Raw genomic sequence first — 15,911 nt, forward strand, 5'->3', positions numbered from 1 at the left:
ATGTGACCAAATGATGAATTAGTCTTGTTGATTAACCTTGCGCTCAATCGCTTTCAGGCGCTTGCTCATCTCGTCAATATTCATCACCAGCGCAGCGGTTTTACGCCACGCCTTGTTCGGCTGCAGCGGAATACCGGAGGAATATACGCCAGGTTCGCTGATAGGACGCATCACCATCCCCATCCCCGTGACGGTGACCTTATCGCAGATTTCCATATGGCCGTTAATCACGCTGGCGCCGCCAATCATACAGTAGCGGCCAATTTTCAGGCTGCCCGCCATGATAACGCCGCCAGCGACCGCGGTATTGTCGCCAATCACCACGTTATGCGCAATCTGGCACTGGTTATCAATGATAACCCCGTTGCCAATCACGGTATCGTCCAGCGCACCACGGTCAATCGTGGTGCAGGCGCCAATCTCCACGCGATCGCCAATAATGACGCGACCCAGCTGCGGGATCTTTACCCAGTTACCGCGATCGTTAGCGTAGCCGAAGCCATCCGCGCCAATCACCGTGCTGGACTGAATCAGGCAATTCTCGCCGATCTCAATCTCATGGTAAACGGTCACATTAGCCCACAAACGCGAGCCGGCGCCTATTTTCGTATTTTTCCCAACGAAGCAGCCTGCGCCGATAACTACGTTATCGCCCAGCACTACGCCGGATTCGATAACCGCGTTGGCGCCGATGGCAACGTTACTACCCAGCTTCGCCGACGGATCGATGACCGCGCTCGGCGCGATATCCTGAGCCGGCTGCGGCGTGGTATCAAGAATTTGAGCCATGCGCGCGTAGGTCAGGTAGGGGTTACGCACTACCAGCGCGGCGCTATGGGCAAAAGGTAAATCATCCTGCGTCATCACAACGGCAGAAGCCTGGCAAGCGGCCAGGTGCTCACGGTACTTAGGGTTGACCATGAAAGTGATTTGGCCCGTTTTCGCGCTCTGCATGGACGCAACGCCGGTGATGACGATATCGCCATCACCGTGTAATTCTGCATCCAACTGCTGCGCGAGATCAGCCAGTCGAATTGAAGGCATTACTTATTTAACCTGTTTCAGCACATCAGCGGTGATGTCTTTTACATCGCTGCTGTTATATGCAACGGCATTCGCGTCAACCACCAGATCGATGCTCTGATCTTTCGCTACGCTCTGTACGGCAGTCTGGATACGGGTAACCAGTTTGCCACGCTCTTCGTTGGAACGACGTGCGCGATCCTGTTCAAACGCCTGCGCTTTCTGGGAGAAGGTCTGGCGCTGTGCCATCACGTCTTTTTCCAGTTTGGTACGATCGGCGCCCGGCTTCATGGACTGCAGACGCTGCATTTTGGACTGCAGGTCGCCTTCCATACGCTGCAGTTCGCTAGCGCGGCCTTTGAACTCGTTTTCCAGCGTGTTGGAAACGCCAGTTTTCTGGGCAACCTGTTGGAACAGGCTGTTCATGTTCACCAGGGCAATTTTATCTGCCGCCTGAGCGGAAGTTACCATTGCCAAACCCAGACCTGCAGCTAATAACCACTTTTTCACAATAAACTCCTTACCATCCCATGAGTACCCAGGGGTACCGTTATTTGCGTGGCGAGGCGATAAACGCGTTATCGCCTACGGTCAGCGCTATACTGCACTTGCATTCCGTTGCCGCCAACAATTACCAGGTTTTACCAATGTTAAACTGGAACTGTTCGGCTTTGTCTCCATCGTACTTTTTGAACGGTTGGGCGTAGGAGAAGACCAACGGCCCCAACGGCGACATCCACTGCACGGCAATACCCGCAGACATACGGATGTTGCTCGGATCGCTGTAATCCGGATAACCCGCGTACGCGCTCGAATCCCAGTGAGTATCCCATACGGTACCCATATCCCAGAAGACGGAAGTCCGGACCGAGTTCGCATATTTGTCACTAATAAACGGCGTCGGGGTAATCAGCTCAAGGCTGGCCACCGCCATCGCGTTACCGCCAACCGCATCATCGGATTTACACGGTGCGGATTCGGTGCTCTTACAGTCATTGGTATAACCGCTATCGCCATCATGACGGCTGCTCGACGGGAAGTACACCGCCTTCGGACCAATGGTGTTCGACTGGAAGCCACGCACGGTGCTGGAACCACCGGCATAGAAGTTCTCATAGAACGGCATCTCTTTGCCGCCGATACCATCGCCATAACCAAAGCGCGTACGACCCAGTACTACCCACTGATGATCGTTGTCGATCGGCACGTAGGTCGCGGTATCCAGCGTCGCTTTGTAGTACTCGTTGTCTGAGCCCGGAATGGTCACCTTACCGTTCAGGTTGACGCGCGAACCTTCCGTTGGGAAGAAGCCGCGGTCAAGCTTGTTATAGGTCCAACCGTAGTTGAAGGTGAAGTCATTCGCACTGAACGAGTTCCGGTCGTTGGTGTTGTCCGGATACTGGCCCATCGAGTTAAGGTAACGCCACATTGCCACCTGCGGCTGCATATTGGACAGGGAGTTATGCACATAACCGACGCCGGCGCGCAGCGTGTTGTATTCGTTGACCGGGAAGCCCAGCGTAATGTCTGTACCATAGCTTTTGTTGGTATAGTCAGACAGATCCGCATCGTTCGCATCAAAGTCATTATAGAAGACACGACCGCCGAGGCTTACACCGTCTACGGTGAAATACGGGTTGGTCACCGACAGCTCGGTATAGGTCTGGTAGTCGTTTTTGGTACCGTTGATCCCGACAGCGTAACCGGTACCTAACCAGTTATCCTGCTGAACGCCTGCCTGGAAGCTGACGCCGCTCTCGGTGCCGTAGCCGATACCAAAGTTGAAGCTACCGGTGTTACGTTCTTTCACCTTGTAGACAACGTCGACCTGGTCCGGGCTGCCCGGCACGCGCTGGGTATCGGTATCTACCGTTTCGAAGAAGCCTAAACGGTTGAGACGGTCTTTACCCTGATCGACGAGGTCGCTGCCCAGCCATGCACCTTCCATCTGGCGCATTTCACGGCGCAGAACCGCGTCTTTGGAGGTGTCGTTGCCTTCGAAGCGAATTTTACGCACGTAATAGCGATTGCCCGCGTCGACGTTAACGTGCAGCTTAACGGTCTTATCGCTGTCATTGATTTCCGGCTGCGACTGCACGCGCGGATAGGCGTAACCATAACGACCCAACAGTTTCTTGATGTCGTTTTCCATCTTGGTCACTTTCGCGCCGTTGTACAGTTCACCCGGCTCGACTTTGGTCAGCGCTTCGATTTCCGCGGAATGGCCGGCAAGGTTGCCCGTCACCTGCACCCCGGAAAACTTGTACTGATCGCCTTCGGTGATGTTGACGGTGATGTAGATCCCTTTCTTATCCGGCGTCAGGCTCACCTGGGTAGAATCGATGTTGAAACGGGCATAGCCGCGATCCAGGTAGTAGCTGCGCAGGGTTTCAAGGTCGCCCGCCAGCTTCTGCTTCTGGTATTTACGGTCGCCGACCACGTTCCACCACGGCACTTCATCGCGCAGCTGGAAGTGGGAGATCAACTCATCAGTCGAAAACGCATGGTTGCCGACGATGTTGATCTGCTGAATTTTTGCAGAGACGCCTTCCTGGAATACCAGCTTCAGGTCGACACGGTTACGCGGCAGCGGGGTAACCACTGCTTTGACGCTGGCGCTGTATTTACCGACGCTGTAGTAGAAGTCTTCGAGCCCCTTCTCGATGTCCGCGATGGTCGTGCGGTCAAGCGACTCGCCCACCCGAACGCCAGAGGCTTCAAGGTTCTGCTTAAGCATGTCATCTTTCACCGACTTGTTGCCGGAGAAGGTGATGCTGGCGATCGTCGGACGCTCTTTCACCTGCACCAGCAGGGTATCACCATCGCGCAGGACGCGGACGTCCTCGAAGTTGCCAGTGGCAAACAGCGCGCGAATAGTGTTACTGATATCATCGTCGGTCACCGTATCGCCAGGACGCACTGGCATACTGAGGAGGGCCGCACCAACAGCGACACGCTGCAAGCCTTCGAAATGAATGTCCTTCACCACGAACCCTTCAGCACCGTATACAGTCGCGCTGCTAAACAGCAGCGACGCTATGAGCAACTTTTTCATCGCCATCGTTATTATGCGTTCTTCCTAACAAACTCTCTTATAACCGAGAGAAATCATTGAAAAGTGCAAGCCCCATTAACAGCACCAGCAGTATTGAGCCAATGCGATAACTAAAGTCTTGAACTCGCTCGGATACCGGCCCGCCCTTCAGCTTTTCAATCGCTAAAAACAGCAGATGTCCCCCATCCAGTACGGGTAGAGGGAACAGGTTGATGATTCCGAGGTTCACGCTAATCAGCGCCAGGAACATCAGATAATAAATCAACCCAAACTCCGCTGACATTCCAGCCCCCTGAGCGATAGAGATCGGCCCACTGAGGTTGTTCAGTTTGACATCACCGGTTATCAATTTACCCAGCATCCTGACCGTCAGCGACATCAGCTGCCAGGTTTTATCCGTGGCTTCAGCGATGGCGGCAAACGGTCCGTACTGACGTACTGTCTTGTATTCTTCAGGCAGCGGGATGACCTTTGGCACCACCCCTGCGAACCCTTCCGCCTTACCTTTCACCGTTTTCGCATCCGGCGTCAGGGTTAACGGCAGCGCACTCCCCTGCCGTTCAATCTCCAGCGCCAGCGCTTTGCCCGGATTATCGCGCACCAGATTAACAAACGTCATCCACTGCGTTAACGGTTGACCATCGACTTTAACGATCCGGTCGCCCGCTTGCAAACCCGCTTTCTGGGCTGCCGATCCCGCCTGAACCTCAGCCAGCACCGTATCAATCTGCGCGCTGCGCGGCTGGATCCCCAGAGAGGTCACGGGATCTTGCTTGTCTGGCTCAAACGACCAGTGCCGCAGATCGACGATTTTATCCTGGCGCTGATTGGTCCCGAAAGGGGCGACGGTAACTATTGTTTGCGGGTTGCCGATTTTGGCCACCAGCTGCAGACGCACCGCATCCCAATCAGGCGTTTCGATACCATCTATCGCTTTAAGTTCCGTTCCTTTTGCAATTTGTGCTTGCGCGGCAACCGAATTGGGCGTTATTTCACCCACCACCGGCCGCACGCCGGGAACGCCGATGATAAAGACCAGCCAGTAAGCAAAGATAGCGAAAATGAAGTTAGCGATGGGGCCGGCGGCAATCACCGCCGCACGCTGACCGACGGTTTTATTGTTGAAGGCGTAGTGACGCATCTCCGGCGCCACCGCTTCAACACGCTCATCCAGCATCTTGACGTAGCCGCCCAGTGGGATCAGGGCGATGACGAACTCTGTGCCCTGCTTATCCATCCGCCGCCACAGCGCTTTGCCGAAGCCGATAGAAAAACGCTCAACCCGGATACCGCAGCGGCGCGCCACCCAAAAATGGCCAAACTCATGCACCGTAATCAGTACGCCAAGCGCAATGATAAAAGCCGCCAGATTCCAGAGCACGCTCAGCATATAACCTTCCGTCAAATCGTCCTGAAGACCAACAGTAGCAGACAGGCGAAGACCGGTACCGCCGCCGTCAGGCTGTCGATACGATCGAGAATACCACCATGTCCGGGAATCAAGTGCCCGCTATCCTTAATGCCGGCCTCGCGCTTAAACATACTTTCCGTCAGGTCGCCCAGCACCGAAGCCAGGGCCGCCACCACCGAACAGACCAGCAGCACCGTCGGCGTGACGTCAAGATGGGCCCACACGCCGTAGGCCCAGGAAATCACTGCCGCGGTCAGCAAACCGCCAAAAAAGCCCTGCCAGGTTTTACCCGGTGAGACCTTCGGCGCCAGCTTGTGCTTGCCAAACATTTTACCAAACATATAGGCGCCAGAGTCCGCGCCCCACACCAGGATCATGACGTACAGCAGCCACAGCGCGCCGCTATAGTGGTTATCGGCATAGTGCCAGGCGCGCAGCGCCAGCATGCCCCAGAAAAACGGGACGATGGTCAGAATGCCGAAGATGAGGCGCAGCACCTTAGAGTGGCGCCAGAATGCCGCCGACGCCGGGTATGAGAGCACCAGCAGTAACGCGACGATCCACCAGGCAAAAGAGGCCCATAGCGACCCTTCAACCATCGGTTGATGAACGTCATAGTGGTATTCAGGCAGCAGAAAAAGCATCGCCGCCAGCAGAAGGCCGCACAGCACCGCCAGCCAAACCCGCTGCGACGTCGAGGTAAAACCGCTCAGTTGTCCCCACTCCCAGGCGGCGAGCATACAGACCACCAGGGTGACGATAGCAAAGCCCATCGGCGGCAATAAAAACAATGCCGCAATGACGATGGGGATTAAGACGAAAGCAGATATCAGGCGATACTTCAGCAAAAGTGACCCCCATCAGGCATGACTGCCACCCGGCTCAGTGCCGCCGAAACGACGCTCTCGATTAACAAAGGCATGGAGTGCACCTTCAAAGTCCTGTTCAGCAAAATCGGGCCAAAGAACATCCGTAAAGTAAAGTTCGGCATAGGCAATTTGCCAAATCAGAAAGTTACTTATTCGGTGCTCTCCCCCGGTCCTAATAACTAAATCAACGGGAGCCAGTTCATGCATGCAGACCTGCTGACTCAGCATGTCTTCCGTGATCTGCTCAGGCAGCAGCGTCCCGTCCTGTACCTGTTTCGCCAGCAAACGAACGCCCTGGGTAATATCCCAGCGACCGCCGTAATTGGCTGCAATATTCAGCGTTAAGCCGGTATTGTTTGCGGTTAGCGCTTCCGCTTTGCGGATCCGCTCCTGCAGGCGCGCATTGAAGCGCGTGGTGTCGCCAATAATCCGCAGACGCACATTGTGTCGGTGCAGGCTTTTGACTTCGCTATCCAGCGCCCAGACGAACAGTTCCATCAGCGCACTGACTTCCTGAGCCGGACGGTTCCAGTTTTCGCTGCTGAACGCGTATAACGTTAACGCCTCAATCCCATTATTCGCCGCGAAGGAGACCGCGCGACGCACGGATTTCGCACCGGCCTTATGCCCGAAAGCGCGAATTTTACCTTGCCGTTTCGCCCAACGGCCGTTGCCATCCATAATAATGGCGACATGACGGCAGCCATGGGTGGGCGATATTTCGCTGACAGTTTGATTAGCAGACAACATCACGCGTTTTAAGTCCATAATAAGGATTAACTAGCCACCAAACAGAGGCCACCGGGCCGCGCTGGATACGCATTTTTATCCGGTGCCGGGGCTGCAGCCAATCGCAGAGAACAACCAAAAGCTTTACGCAAAAAAGCCGTGTTTTGTCACGGCCACCGTAATCTTTAACAACAAAATGCAACGATCGGGTGGCGCAGACTATATCACCGAAGCCTTGCGCCCACAAATATCACCGCGTTACGCCTGCGCAACCAACCGCTGCAGCTGCTGGTGAGCGATTGCGCGCGCCTCGGCGTCGATAACCAGAACATCATCAATGCTTTGCGGCTCCTGCAGGTCCATCTTATCCAGCACCGCCAGGTTAACCGCCGCAATATCGGTAAAGCGGATATCGCCATGCAGAAACGCGGCAACCGACTCTTCATTAGCCGCATTCAGCGTCGTGGTCGCGGCCTGGCCGACGTCAAATGCGTCCATCGCCAGCTTCAGGCACGGATATCGCGTATAGTCCGGCGCGGAGAAGCTCAGATTGCTCAACTGACAGAAGTCCAGCGGTTTAACGCCGGAATTCAGTCGCTGCGGCCAGCCCATGGTATGGGCGATCGGCGTGCGCATATCCGGCTCCCCAAGCTGGGCCAGCACGCTGCCATCCTGATAGCGAACCATCGAGTGAATCACCGACTGCGGATGGATCAGCACTTCCATCTGCTGGGCCGAGGCGTTAAACAGCCAGCGCGCTTCAATATATTCCAGGCCTTTGTTCATCATCGTGGCCGAATCGACGGAGATCTTGCGCCCCATCGACCAGTTGGGATGACGGCAGGCCTGATCCGGGGTCATCGCCGCCAGTTCAGCCACGGCCGTCTCGCGGAAAGGCCCACCGGAGCCGGTCAGCAGGATAGACGAGACGCCGTTCCGGGCAAGATCAGCGTATCCCAGATGCTGCTGAATTGTCTCCGGCATACTCTGAAAAATAGCGTTATGCTCGCTATCGACCGGTAGCAATCGCGCCCCCGACTGTTGCACCGCCTCCATGAATAAGCGACCGCAGGTCACCAGCGATTCTTTATTCGCTAACAATACCGTTTTCCCGGCGCGGATCGCCGCCAGCGTCGGCACCAGTCCCGCCGCGCCGACGATTGCCGCCATGACCTGATCGACCTCATCCAGCGCCGCGACCTCGGCCGCCGCCTGCTGGCCGCTTAGCACCTCGGTGCGACAGCCATGCTCATGCAGACGGGTGCGCAACCGCTCAGCGCTTTGCGCATCGTCCATCACCGCGTAACGGGGGGTAAATTCCAGGCATTGTTCAACCATACGGTCAACGTTTTTCCCCGCGACCAGCGCGGCGACGGAAAAGCGACCAGGGTTATGGCGCACCACGTCCAGCGTGCTACAGCCTATGGAGCCGGTCGAACCGAGAACGGTTAATTGCTTCATGAGACGTCCAGAAGAGTGGAAACAGAATAAAAAGCAAAACGCCGCCAGCAAGCCCCTACGCAGCAACTATCGGGGATAAGGCGGCGGCATTAGGCCTTCAACTAAGCGCTAAAGGCTACAAGGCCAGCGGTCGCAACGCAATCCCGAGAATTGAGCGTACAGTCTTCTGTACGGCGTTTCAGATTTTACTCAGGCCAGAGCCTGTCTGGCCTGAGTAAGGGCAGAGCATTAGAACTGCATCAGTTCCGCTTCTTTGTCTGCCAGCGCCGCGTCAACTTTTTTGATGGCGGCGTCAGTCATTTTCTGCACGTCGTCCTGAGAACGGCGATCGTCATCTTCGCTGATCTCTTTTTCTTTCAGCAGCGCTTTGACTTTATCGTTGGCATCACGGCGAACGTTACGCACGGCAACGCGCGCCTGCTCGGCTTCACCACGCACGATCTTGGTCAGGTCTTTACGACGCTCTTCGGTCAGCGGCGGCAGCGGAACACGAATATCGCTGCCGGCAGAGCTTGGGTTCAGACCGAGGTCGGAGGCCATGATCGCTTTTTCAACGGCCGCGGACATAGAACGGTCAAAGACGTTGATTTTCAGGGTACGGGAGTCTTCGACGGTGACGCTGGCCAGCTGGCGCAGCGGGGTCGGAGTACCGTAGTATTCAACAACAATCCCGTCCAGCAGGCTCGGAGAAGCACGACCCGTGCGAATTTTGCTGATTTGGTTTTTGAATGCTTCGACGCATTTTTCCATGCGGATTTCAGCATCTTTTCTGATATCGCTAATCACGTTACGAATCCTTGAAAGCTTGTCTCAGTCAGACCAGACGGGGCACCCGTCGGAAAATGAGCTAAGTATAGTCAGATTTAATGAAAATCACCGGGCAATATCCCCGCGAAAGTAAAGCGGAATATTACCCGGATTTGGCGCTGACGGGAATTATTCCGTGATCAATGTGCCTTCTTTTTCGCCCATCACCACGCGACGCAGGGCGCCAGGTTTGTTCATGTTGAAGACGCGAATCGGTAATTTATGGTCACGCGCCAGGGTGAAGGCCGCCAGATCCATGACTTTCAGCTCTTTTTCCAGAACTTCGCTGTAGGTCAGCTGATCGTACATGGTGGCAGAAGGATCTTTTGCCGGGTCAGCGGTGAATACGCCGTCAACCTTGGTGGCTTTCAGCACCACATCGGCTTCAATTTCGATACCGCGCAGGCAGGCTGCGGAATCGGTGGTAAAGAACGGGTTGCCGGTACCAGCGGAGAGGATCACTACGCGGTTGTTGCGCAGCAGGCTGATCGCCTCTGCCCAGCTGTAGTTGTCGCATACGCCGTTCAGCGGAATGGCGGACATCAGACGAGCGTTCACATAGGCGCGGTGGAGCGCATCACGCATTGCGAGGCCGTTCATGACCGTTGCCAGCATGCCCATGTGGTCGCCCACAACGCGGTTCATACCCGCTTTCGCCAGACCAGCACCACGGAACAGGTTACCGCCACCAATTACTACGCCAACCTGAATACCCAGCTCAACCAGCTCTTTGATCTCCTGAGCCATGCGGTCAAGTATGCTTGCATCAATACCGAAGCCTTCTGAGCCCTGCAGCGCTTCGCCACTTAATTTCAGCAGAATACGTTTGTAGACGGGTTTTGCATTGGTAGCCATGTTTCTTTCCTGAGACTGTCAACGAATGAGATGTGATAATTCCGGCGACATTGTATGTCGCATTTCAGCGCGGCCACTATAAGCAGTTGGCTGAATTTACAAAATGGGCGCAAAAAGAAGCCGCCCTCAGGCGGCTCCTTTTTTTAAAAATTAAGACTGCTTGGACATCGCAGCAACTTCTGCTGCAAAGTCAGTCTCAACTTTCTCAATGCCTTCGCCCACTTCAAAGCGGATGAAGCCAGTCACGTCAGCGTTGTGCTCTTTCAGCAGCTGGCCAACAGATTTGCTCGGCTCCATAACGAAAGGCTGACCAGTCAGAGAAACTTCGCCGGTGAATTTCTTCATGCGGCCTTCAACCATTTTCTCTGCGATTTCTTTCGGCTTACCGGACTGCATCGCGATGTCCAGCTGAACCTGGTACTCTTTCTCTACCACTTCAGCAGACACGTCTTCCGGCTTAACGAATTCCGGCTTGCTTGCAGCAACGTGCATTGCCAGCTGCTTAACCAGCTCTTCGTCAGCGCCTTTAGCGGCAACCAGAACGCCGATACGCGCACCGTGCTGGTAGCTGCCCAGAACGTCGCCTTCCAGAACAGCGATACGACGGATGTTGATGTTCTCGCCGATTTTAGCAACCAGCGCAACACGTTCTTCTTCGAACTGCGCTTTCAGAACTTCAACGTCGGAGATTTTACCTGCAACAGCGGCGTCCAGTACTTTGTCGGCAAATGCCTGGAAACCACCATCTTTAGCAACGAAGTCAGTCTGGCAGTTAACTTCCAGAATGTAACCGTAGTTGCCTTCGATTTTGGTTTTGATCACGCCGTCAGCAGCCACGTTGCCTGCTTTCTTCGCCGCTTTGATCGCGCCGGATTTACGCATGTTTTCGATTGCCAGCTCGATGTCGCCATTCGCTTCAGTCAGCGCTTTTTTGCAATCCATCATGCCTGCGCCAGTACGTTCGCGCAGCTCTTTTACCAGGGAAGCGGTAATTTCAGCCATTCTAAAATCCTCGGGAGATGTGGATACTGCCCGGCCAACGGCCAAACAGCGTAAATTGAAAAAAGGGGCCGATAATGGGCCCCTATTCATACACGGTACTAATAAGGGCTTAAACCTTATTATTCAGCTTCTACGAAGCTTTCTTCCGCCTGAGAAGCCAGGTCCTGAGAGCGACCTTCACGAACGGTAGCAGCAACAGCGCCCAGGTACAGGCTTACTGCGCGGATTGCATCGTCGTTACCCGGGATAACGAAGTCTACGCCGTCCGGATCAGAGTTGGTATCAACGATAGCAAATACCGGGATGCCCAGGTTGTTTGCTTCTTTGATAGCGATGTGCTCGTGGTCAGCGTCGATAACGAACAGTGCGTCCGGCAGGCCGCCCATATCTTTGATACCGCCCAGGCTGTTTTCCAGCTTGTCCAGCTCACGAGTGCGCATCAGCGCTTCTTTCTTGGTCAGCTTGTCGAAAGTACCGTCCTGGGACTGAGTTTCCAGGTCTTTCAGACGTTTGATGGACTGACGAACGGTTTTCCAGTTAGTCAGCATACCGCCCAGCCAGCGATGGTTCACGAAGAACTGATCGCAGCTCAGAGCAGCGTCTTTTACCGCTTCGCTTGCAGCGCGCTTAGTACCAACGAAAAGGATTTTACCTTTACGAGCAGCGATCTTGTTCAGTTCAGCCAGAGCTTCGTTGAACATCGGTACGGTTTTCTCAAGGTTGATGATGTGAACTTTGTTACGCGCGCCGAAGATGAAAGGCTTCATTTTCGGGTTCCAGTAACGGGTCTGGTGACCGAAGTGAACACCAGCCTTGAGCATGTCGCGCATGGAAACAGTTGCCATGTTTAAAACCTCTATAGATTAAATTGGGGTTATGCCTCCACGTATCCCATATTACCGACCCCAAAGGGCACCCCGGAATATGTGCCGATACGTGTGTGTTATTACACAAAGTGAGCTATGTCGCTTACGTCCATCCTTGTGTATCTGAGATGGAACGGAAGTCCGGCGCGCTTTATACCACAAAATCCATCCAGACACCAACTCTTGTTGACGTCGCGTGCTGTTAATGATTCTCAGTTTGGCACCAGCCTGCCCGGACTGTTACCATTGACAGGACTTACTCTATTATTGTCGAAAATATCGACACTGCTGGACATACTCCATGGCTATCTCTATTAAGACATCTGAAGACATCGAAAAAATGCGCGTTGCCGGCCGCCTGGCCGCCGAAGTGCTGGAAATGATCGAACCCTACGTCAAACCGGGCGTCAGCACCGGCGAACTGGACCGCATCTGTAACGACTATATCGTTAACGAGCAGAAGGCCATTTCCGCCTGCCTCGGCTATCACGGCTATCCGAAATCCGTCTGCATTTCGGTCAATGAAGTGGTCTGTCACGGTATCCCTGATGACGGCAAGCTGCTGAAAGATGGCGATATCGTGAATATCGACGTGACCGTCATTAAAGATGATTTCCATGGCGATACCTCCAAAATGTTTATCGTCGGCAAACCGACGATTCTCGGCGAGCGCCTGTGCCGCATCACTCAGGAAAGCCTGTACCTGGCGCTGAGAATGGTGAAGCCAGGCATCAACCTGCGCACCATCGGCGCGGCGATCCAGAAATTTGTGGAAGCCGAAGGTTTCTCCGTGGTGCGTGAGTACTGTGGCCACGGCATCGGCCGCGGCTTCCATGAAGAGCCTCAGGTACTGCACTACGATTCGCCGGAGACCAACGTCGTACTCAAACCAGGCATGACCTTCACCATCGAGCCGATGGTCAACGCCGGTAAAAAAGAGATCCGCAGCATGAAAGACGGCTGGACGGTGAAAACCAAAGACCGGAGCTTGTCTGCGCAGTACGAGCATACTATTGTGGTGACAGACAACGGCTGCGAAATTCTGACGCTACGCAAGGATGACACCATCCCGGCGATAATCTCGCACGATGAATGATGAAAAGCCGGCGCCCGCCGGCTTTTTTATTAGATAGTTTTTTCTTATGGTGACGCGATGAGCAACTCATTACCTGACACAGCCTCCCCTCTCCTGCCCGTCCCGCCGGAACACCCGGTGAGTTGGCCCCAGGGCGATCTGAACTGTGCCGCAATCAAGGCGCACATCGATACCTTCCAGCACTGGCTGGGCGAGGCGTTTGACTCCGGCATCGTCGCGGAGCAGCTCATCGCGGCGCGCACCGAATTTATCGACCAGTTGCTGCAGCGATTATGGATCGCCTGCGGTTTTGAATCCGTCAGCGACCTGGCGCTGGTCGCCGTCGGCGGCTATGGCCGTGGCGAACTGCACCCGCTCTCAGACGTCGATCTGCTGATCCTCAGTCGTAAAAAACTGCCGGACGACCAGGCGCAAAAAGTCGGCGAACTGCTCACCCTGCTGTGGGACGTCAAGCTGGAGGTAGGCCACAGCGTACGCACCCTCGAAGAGTGCCTGCTGGAAGGTCTCTCGGATCTGACCGTTGCCACCAACTTAATCGAATCGCGCCTGCTGATCGGCGACGTCGCGCTGTTCCTTGAACTGCAAAAACATATTTTTAGCGACGGCTTCTGGCCATCGGAAAAGTTCTTCGCCGCCAAGGTCGAAGAGCAGAACGTCCGTCATCAGCGCTATCATGGCACCAGCTATAACCTCGAGCCGGACGTGAAAAGCAGCCCCGGCGGCTTGCGCGATATCCATACGCTACAGTGGGTGGCTCGCCGCCATTTCGGCGCCACCTCAATGGATGAGATGGTCGGCTTCGGCTTTCTGACCGAAGCCGAGCGCAATGAACTCAATGAGTGTCTGCATCAGCTGTGGCGCATCCGTTTCGCGCTGCATCTCGAACTCACGCGCTATGACAACCGTCTGCTTTTCGACCGCCAGCTCAGCGTGGCCCGCCGGCTAGGCTATGAAGGCGACGGCAACCAGCCGATTGAGCATATGATGAAGGACTTCTTCCGCGTTACCCGCCGGGTGAGCGAGCTGAATCAGATGCTGCTTCAGCTGTTTGAGGAGGCTATCCTCGCCCTGACCGAGGATGAAAAACCACGCCCGATCGATGATGATTTCCAGCTGCGCGGCACCCTTATCGATCTGCGTGACGACACGCTGTTTATTCGCGAACCGCAGGCCATTCTGCGCATGTTTTATATCATGGTGCGCAACAGCACCATCACCGGCATCTACTCAACGACGTTGCGCCATCTGCGCCACGCCCGCCGTCATCTCACCCAGCCGCTGTGCTATATCCCGGAGGCGCGCACGCTCTTTCTTAGTATGCTGCGCCATCAGGGGGCGGTAAGTCGCGGGCTGCTGCCGATGCATCGCCACAGCGTACTGTGGGCCTATATGCCGCAGTGGTCGCATATCGTCGGCCAGATGCAGTTCGACCTGTTTCACGCCTACACCGTCGATGAACACACCGTCCGGGTGATGCTCAAGCTGGAAAGCTTTGCCAAAGAAGAAACCCGCAGCCGCCACCCGCTGTGCGTGGAGCTGTGGCCGCGCTTAACGCACCCGGAGCTGATCTTAATTGCCGCCCTGTTCCACGACATCGCCAAAGGGCGCGGCGGCGACCACTCGATCCTCGGCGCGCAGGATGTGCTGAAGTTTGCCGAGCTGCACGGGCTGAACTCGCGCGAAACGCAGCTGGTCGCCTGGCTGGTGCGTCACCACCTGCTGATGTCGGTCACCGCCCAGCGGCGCGATATTCAGGATCCGGAGGTGATTAAGCAGTTCGCCGAGGAGGTGCAAACAGAAAATCGTCTGCGCTATCTGGTATGTCTGACCGTCGCCGATATCTGCGCCACCAACGAAACCTTATGGAACAGCTGGAAGCAGAGCCTGCTGCGTGAACTCTATTTCGCCACCGAGAAGCAGCTGCGTCGCGGCATGCAAAGCACCCCAGACATGCGCGAACGAGTGCGTCACCATCAGCTGCAGGCGCTGGCCCTGCTGCGGATGGACAATATTAATGAAGAGGCGCTGCATCAGATCTGGAACCGCTGCCGCGCCAACTATTTCGTGCGACATACGCCGACGCAGCTCGCCTGGCACGCCCGCAACCTGCTGCGCCACGATCTGAATAAACCGATGATCCTGCTGAGCTCGCAGGCCACCCGCGGCGGTACGGAGATTTTTATCTGGAGCCCGGATCGCCCTTACCTGTTCGCCGCGGTGTGTGGCGAACTTGACCGTCGCAACCTTAGCGTCCACGACGCGCAGATCTTCACCACCCGCGACGGTATGGCGATGGATACCTTTATCGTCCTTGAGCCCGACGGCAGCCCCCTTTCCGCCGACCGCCACGAGGCGATCCGCCAGGGGCTGGAGCAGACCATCACTCAGCGCAGCTGGCAGCCTCCGGCCCCGCGTCGTCAGGCGGCAAAGCTACGCCATTTTTCCGTGGACACCGAGGTGAATTTCCTGCCGACCCATACCGACCGAAAATCGTTTCTGGAGCTGATAGCGCTCGACCAGCCCGGGCTGCTCGCCCGCGTCGGGCAGGTGTTCGCCGACCTCGGGATATCGCTTCACGGGGCGCGAATTACGACAATTGGTGAGCGAGTAGAAGATTTATTTATAATCGCCACCGCCGACCGGCGTGCCCTTAATAATGAGCTGCAACAAGAAGTGCAACAACGGTTGACAGCGGCCCTCAATCCAAACGATAAAGGGTGACGTATTTTTTTTAGTG

The 15,911-nt window shown here is 55.5% G+C and carries 13 protein-coding genes; 2 read left to right on the plus strand and 11 right to left on the minus strand.

The genetic code is table 11. From position 1 onward, the window contains the following. Positions 1-18: 18 nt before the first annotated feature. The 11 genes from lpxD to rpsB form a co-directional block, all read right to left on the minus strand. A complete protein-coding gene (gene lpxD, locus AB1E37_RS20730) occupies positions 19-1,044 on the minus strand; it encodes a UDP-3-O-(3-hydroxymyristoyl)glucosamine N-acyltransferase (RefSeq protein WP_002889327.1) in 1,026 nt (341 codons plus the stop codon). Between the two features lie 3 nt (positions 1,045-1,047). Further along, on the minus strand, positions 1,048-1,533 hold the full coding sequence (skp, locus tag AB1E37_RS20735; RefSeq protein WP_002889325.1) for a molecular chaperone Skp: 486 nt from the start codon (positions 1,531-1,533) through the stop codon (positions 1,048-1,050). A gap of 121 nt (positions 1,534-1,654) precedes the next feature. After that, the gene (gene bamA, locus AB1E37_RS20740) at positions 1,655-4,084 is read right to left on the minus strand and encodes an outer membrane protein assembly factor BamA (RefSeq protein ID WP_004177357.1); all 2,430 of its coding nucleotides are present in this window, start codon (positions 4,082-4,084) and stop codon (positions 1,655-1,657) included. A gap of 31 nt (positions 4,085-4,115) precedes the next feature. Continuing rightward, the gene (gene rseP, locus AB1E37_RS20745; protein WP_004177358.1) at positions 4,116-5,468 is read right to left on the minus strand and encodes a sigma E protease regulator RseP; all 1,353 of its coding nucleotides are present in this window, start codon (positions 5,466-5,468) and stop codon (positions 4,116-4,118) included. An 11-nt stretch (positions 5,469-5,479) separates the two neighbouring features. Next, the gene (cdsA, locus tag AB1E37_RS20750; RefSeq protein ID WP_002889318.1) at positions 5,480-6,337 is read right to left on the minus strand and encodes a phosphatidate cytidylyltransferase; all 858 of its coding nucleotides are present in this window, start codon (positions 6,335-6,337) and stop codon (positions 5,480-5,482) included. 12 nt (positions 6,338-6,349) lie between these two features. Next, the gene (gene ispU, locus AB1E37_RS20755) at positions 6,350-7,108 is read right to left on the minus strand and encodes a (2E,6E)-farnesyl-diphosphate-specific ditrans,polycis-undecaprenyl-diphosphate synthase (RefSeq protein WP_002889316.1); all 759 of its coding nucleotides are present in this window, start codon (positions 7,106-7,108) and stop codon (positions 6,350-6,352) included. A gap of 237 nt (positions 7,109-7,345) precedes the next feature. After that, positions 7,346-8,548 carry a 1-deoxy-D-xylulose-5-phosphate reductoisomerase gene (ispC, locus tag AB1E37_RS20760; RefSeq protein WP_004178642.1) on the minus strand — a complete coding sequence of 401 codons (1,203 nt, stop codon included), beginning with the start codon at positions 8,546-8,548 and terminating at the stop codon, positions 7,346-7,348. A 228-nt stretch (positions 8,549-8,776) separates the two neighbouring features. After that, entirely contained in the window at positions 8,777-9,334 is a 558-nt protein-coding gene (gene frr, locus AB1E37_RS20765) for a ribosome recycling factor (protein ID WP_002889308.1), read from the minus strand. A 150-nt stretch (positions 9,335-9,484) separates the two neighbouring features. Beyond that, positions 9,485-10,210 carry a UMP kinase gene (gene pyrH / locus AB1E37_RS20770; RefSeq protein WP_002889306.1) on the minus strand — a complete coding sequence of 242 codons (726 nt, stop codon included), beginning with the start codon at positions 10,208-10,210 and terminating at the stop codon, positions 9,485-9,487. Positions 10,211-10,360: 150 nt separating this feature from the next. Continuing rightward, positions 10,361-11,212: a translation elongation factor Ts gene (gene tsf, locus AB1E37_RS20775; RefSeq protein WP_004151930.1), complete on the minus strand. Its 852-nt coding sequence runs from the start codon at positions 11,210-11,212 to the stop codon at positions 10,361-10,363. A gap of 119 nt (positions 11,213-11,331) precedes the next feature. After that, positions 11,332-12,057 carry a 30S ribosomal protein S2 gene (gene rpsB, locus AB1E37_RS20780; protein ID WP_002889299.1) on the minus strand — a complete coding sequence of 242 codons (726 nt, stop codon included), beginning with the start codon at positions 12,055-12,057 and terminating at the stop codon, positions 11,332-11,334. A 322-nt stretch (positions 12,058-12,379) separates the two neighbouring features. On the opposite strand from rpsB, the gene map reads away from it, so the two are divergent. Next, complete coding sequence (map, locus tag AB1E37_RS20785) at positions 12,380-13,174, plus strand: type I methionyl aminopeptidase (RefSeq protein ID WP_002889297.1); 795 nt, start codon at positions 12,380-12,382, stop codon at positions 13,172-13,174. Positions 13,175-13,231: 57 nt separating this feature from the next. Then, positions 13,232-15,895: a bifunctional uridylyltransferase/uridylyl-removing protein GlnD gene (glnD, locus tag AB1E37_RS20790; RefSeq protein WP_004151931.1), complete on the plus strand. Its 2,664-nt coding sequence runs from the start codon at positions 13,232-13,234 to the stop codon at positions 15,893-15,895. Positions 15,896-15,911: the final 16 nt, after the last annotated feature.

This window comes from Klebsiella sp. Shm-1 (assembly GCF_040804525.1).
GTDB classification, from domain to species: domain Bacteria; phylum Pseudomonadota; class Gammaproteobacteria; order Enterobacterales; family Enterobacteriaceae; genus Klebsiella; species Klebsiella pneumoniae.

What these genes read in the sequence shown, in the direction of transcription:
- lpxD (WP_002889327.1), bottom strand. Translation starts at nt 1,044, where the DNA reads ATGCCTTCAATTCGACTGGCTGATCTCGCGCAGCAGTTGGATGCAGAA.
- bamA (WP_004177357.1), bottom strand. Translation starts at nt 4,084, where the DNA reads ATGGCGATGAAAAAGTTGCTCATAGCGTCGCTGCTGTTTAGCAGCGCG.
- rseP (WP_004177358.1), bottom strand. Translation starts at nt 5,468, where the DNA reads ATGCTGAGCGTGCTCTGGAATCTGGCGGCTTTTATCATTGCGCTTGGC.
- ispU (WP_002889316.1), bottom strand. Translation starts at nt 7,108, where the DNA reads ATGTTGTCTGCTAATCAAACTGTCAGCGAAATATCGCCCACCCATGGC.
- ispC (WP_004178642.1), bottom strand. Translation starts at nt 8,548, where the DNA reads ATGAAGCAATTAACCGTTCTCGGTTCGACCGGCTCCATAGGCTGTAGC.
- pyrH (WP_002889306.1), bottom strand. Translation starts at nt 10,210, where the DNA reads ATGGCTACCAATGCAAAACCCGTCTACAAACGTATTCTGCTGAAATTA.
- tsf (WP_004151930.1), bottom strand. Translation starts at nt 11,212, where the DNA reads ATGGCTGAAATTACCGCTTCCCTGGTAAAAGAGCTGCGCGAACGTACT.
- rpsB (WP_002889299.1), bottom strand. Translation starts at nt 12,057, where the DNA reads ATGGCAACTGTTTCCATGCGCGACATGCTCAAGGCTGGTGTTCACTTC.
- map (WP_002889297.1), top strand. Translation starts at nt 12,380, where the DNA reads ATGGCTATCTCTATTAAGACATCTGAAGACATCGAAAAAATGCGCGTT.
- glnD (WP_004151931.1), top strand. Translation starts at nt 13,232, where the DNA reads ATGAGCAACTCATTACCTGACACAGCCTCCCCTCTCCTGCCCGTCCCG.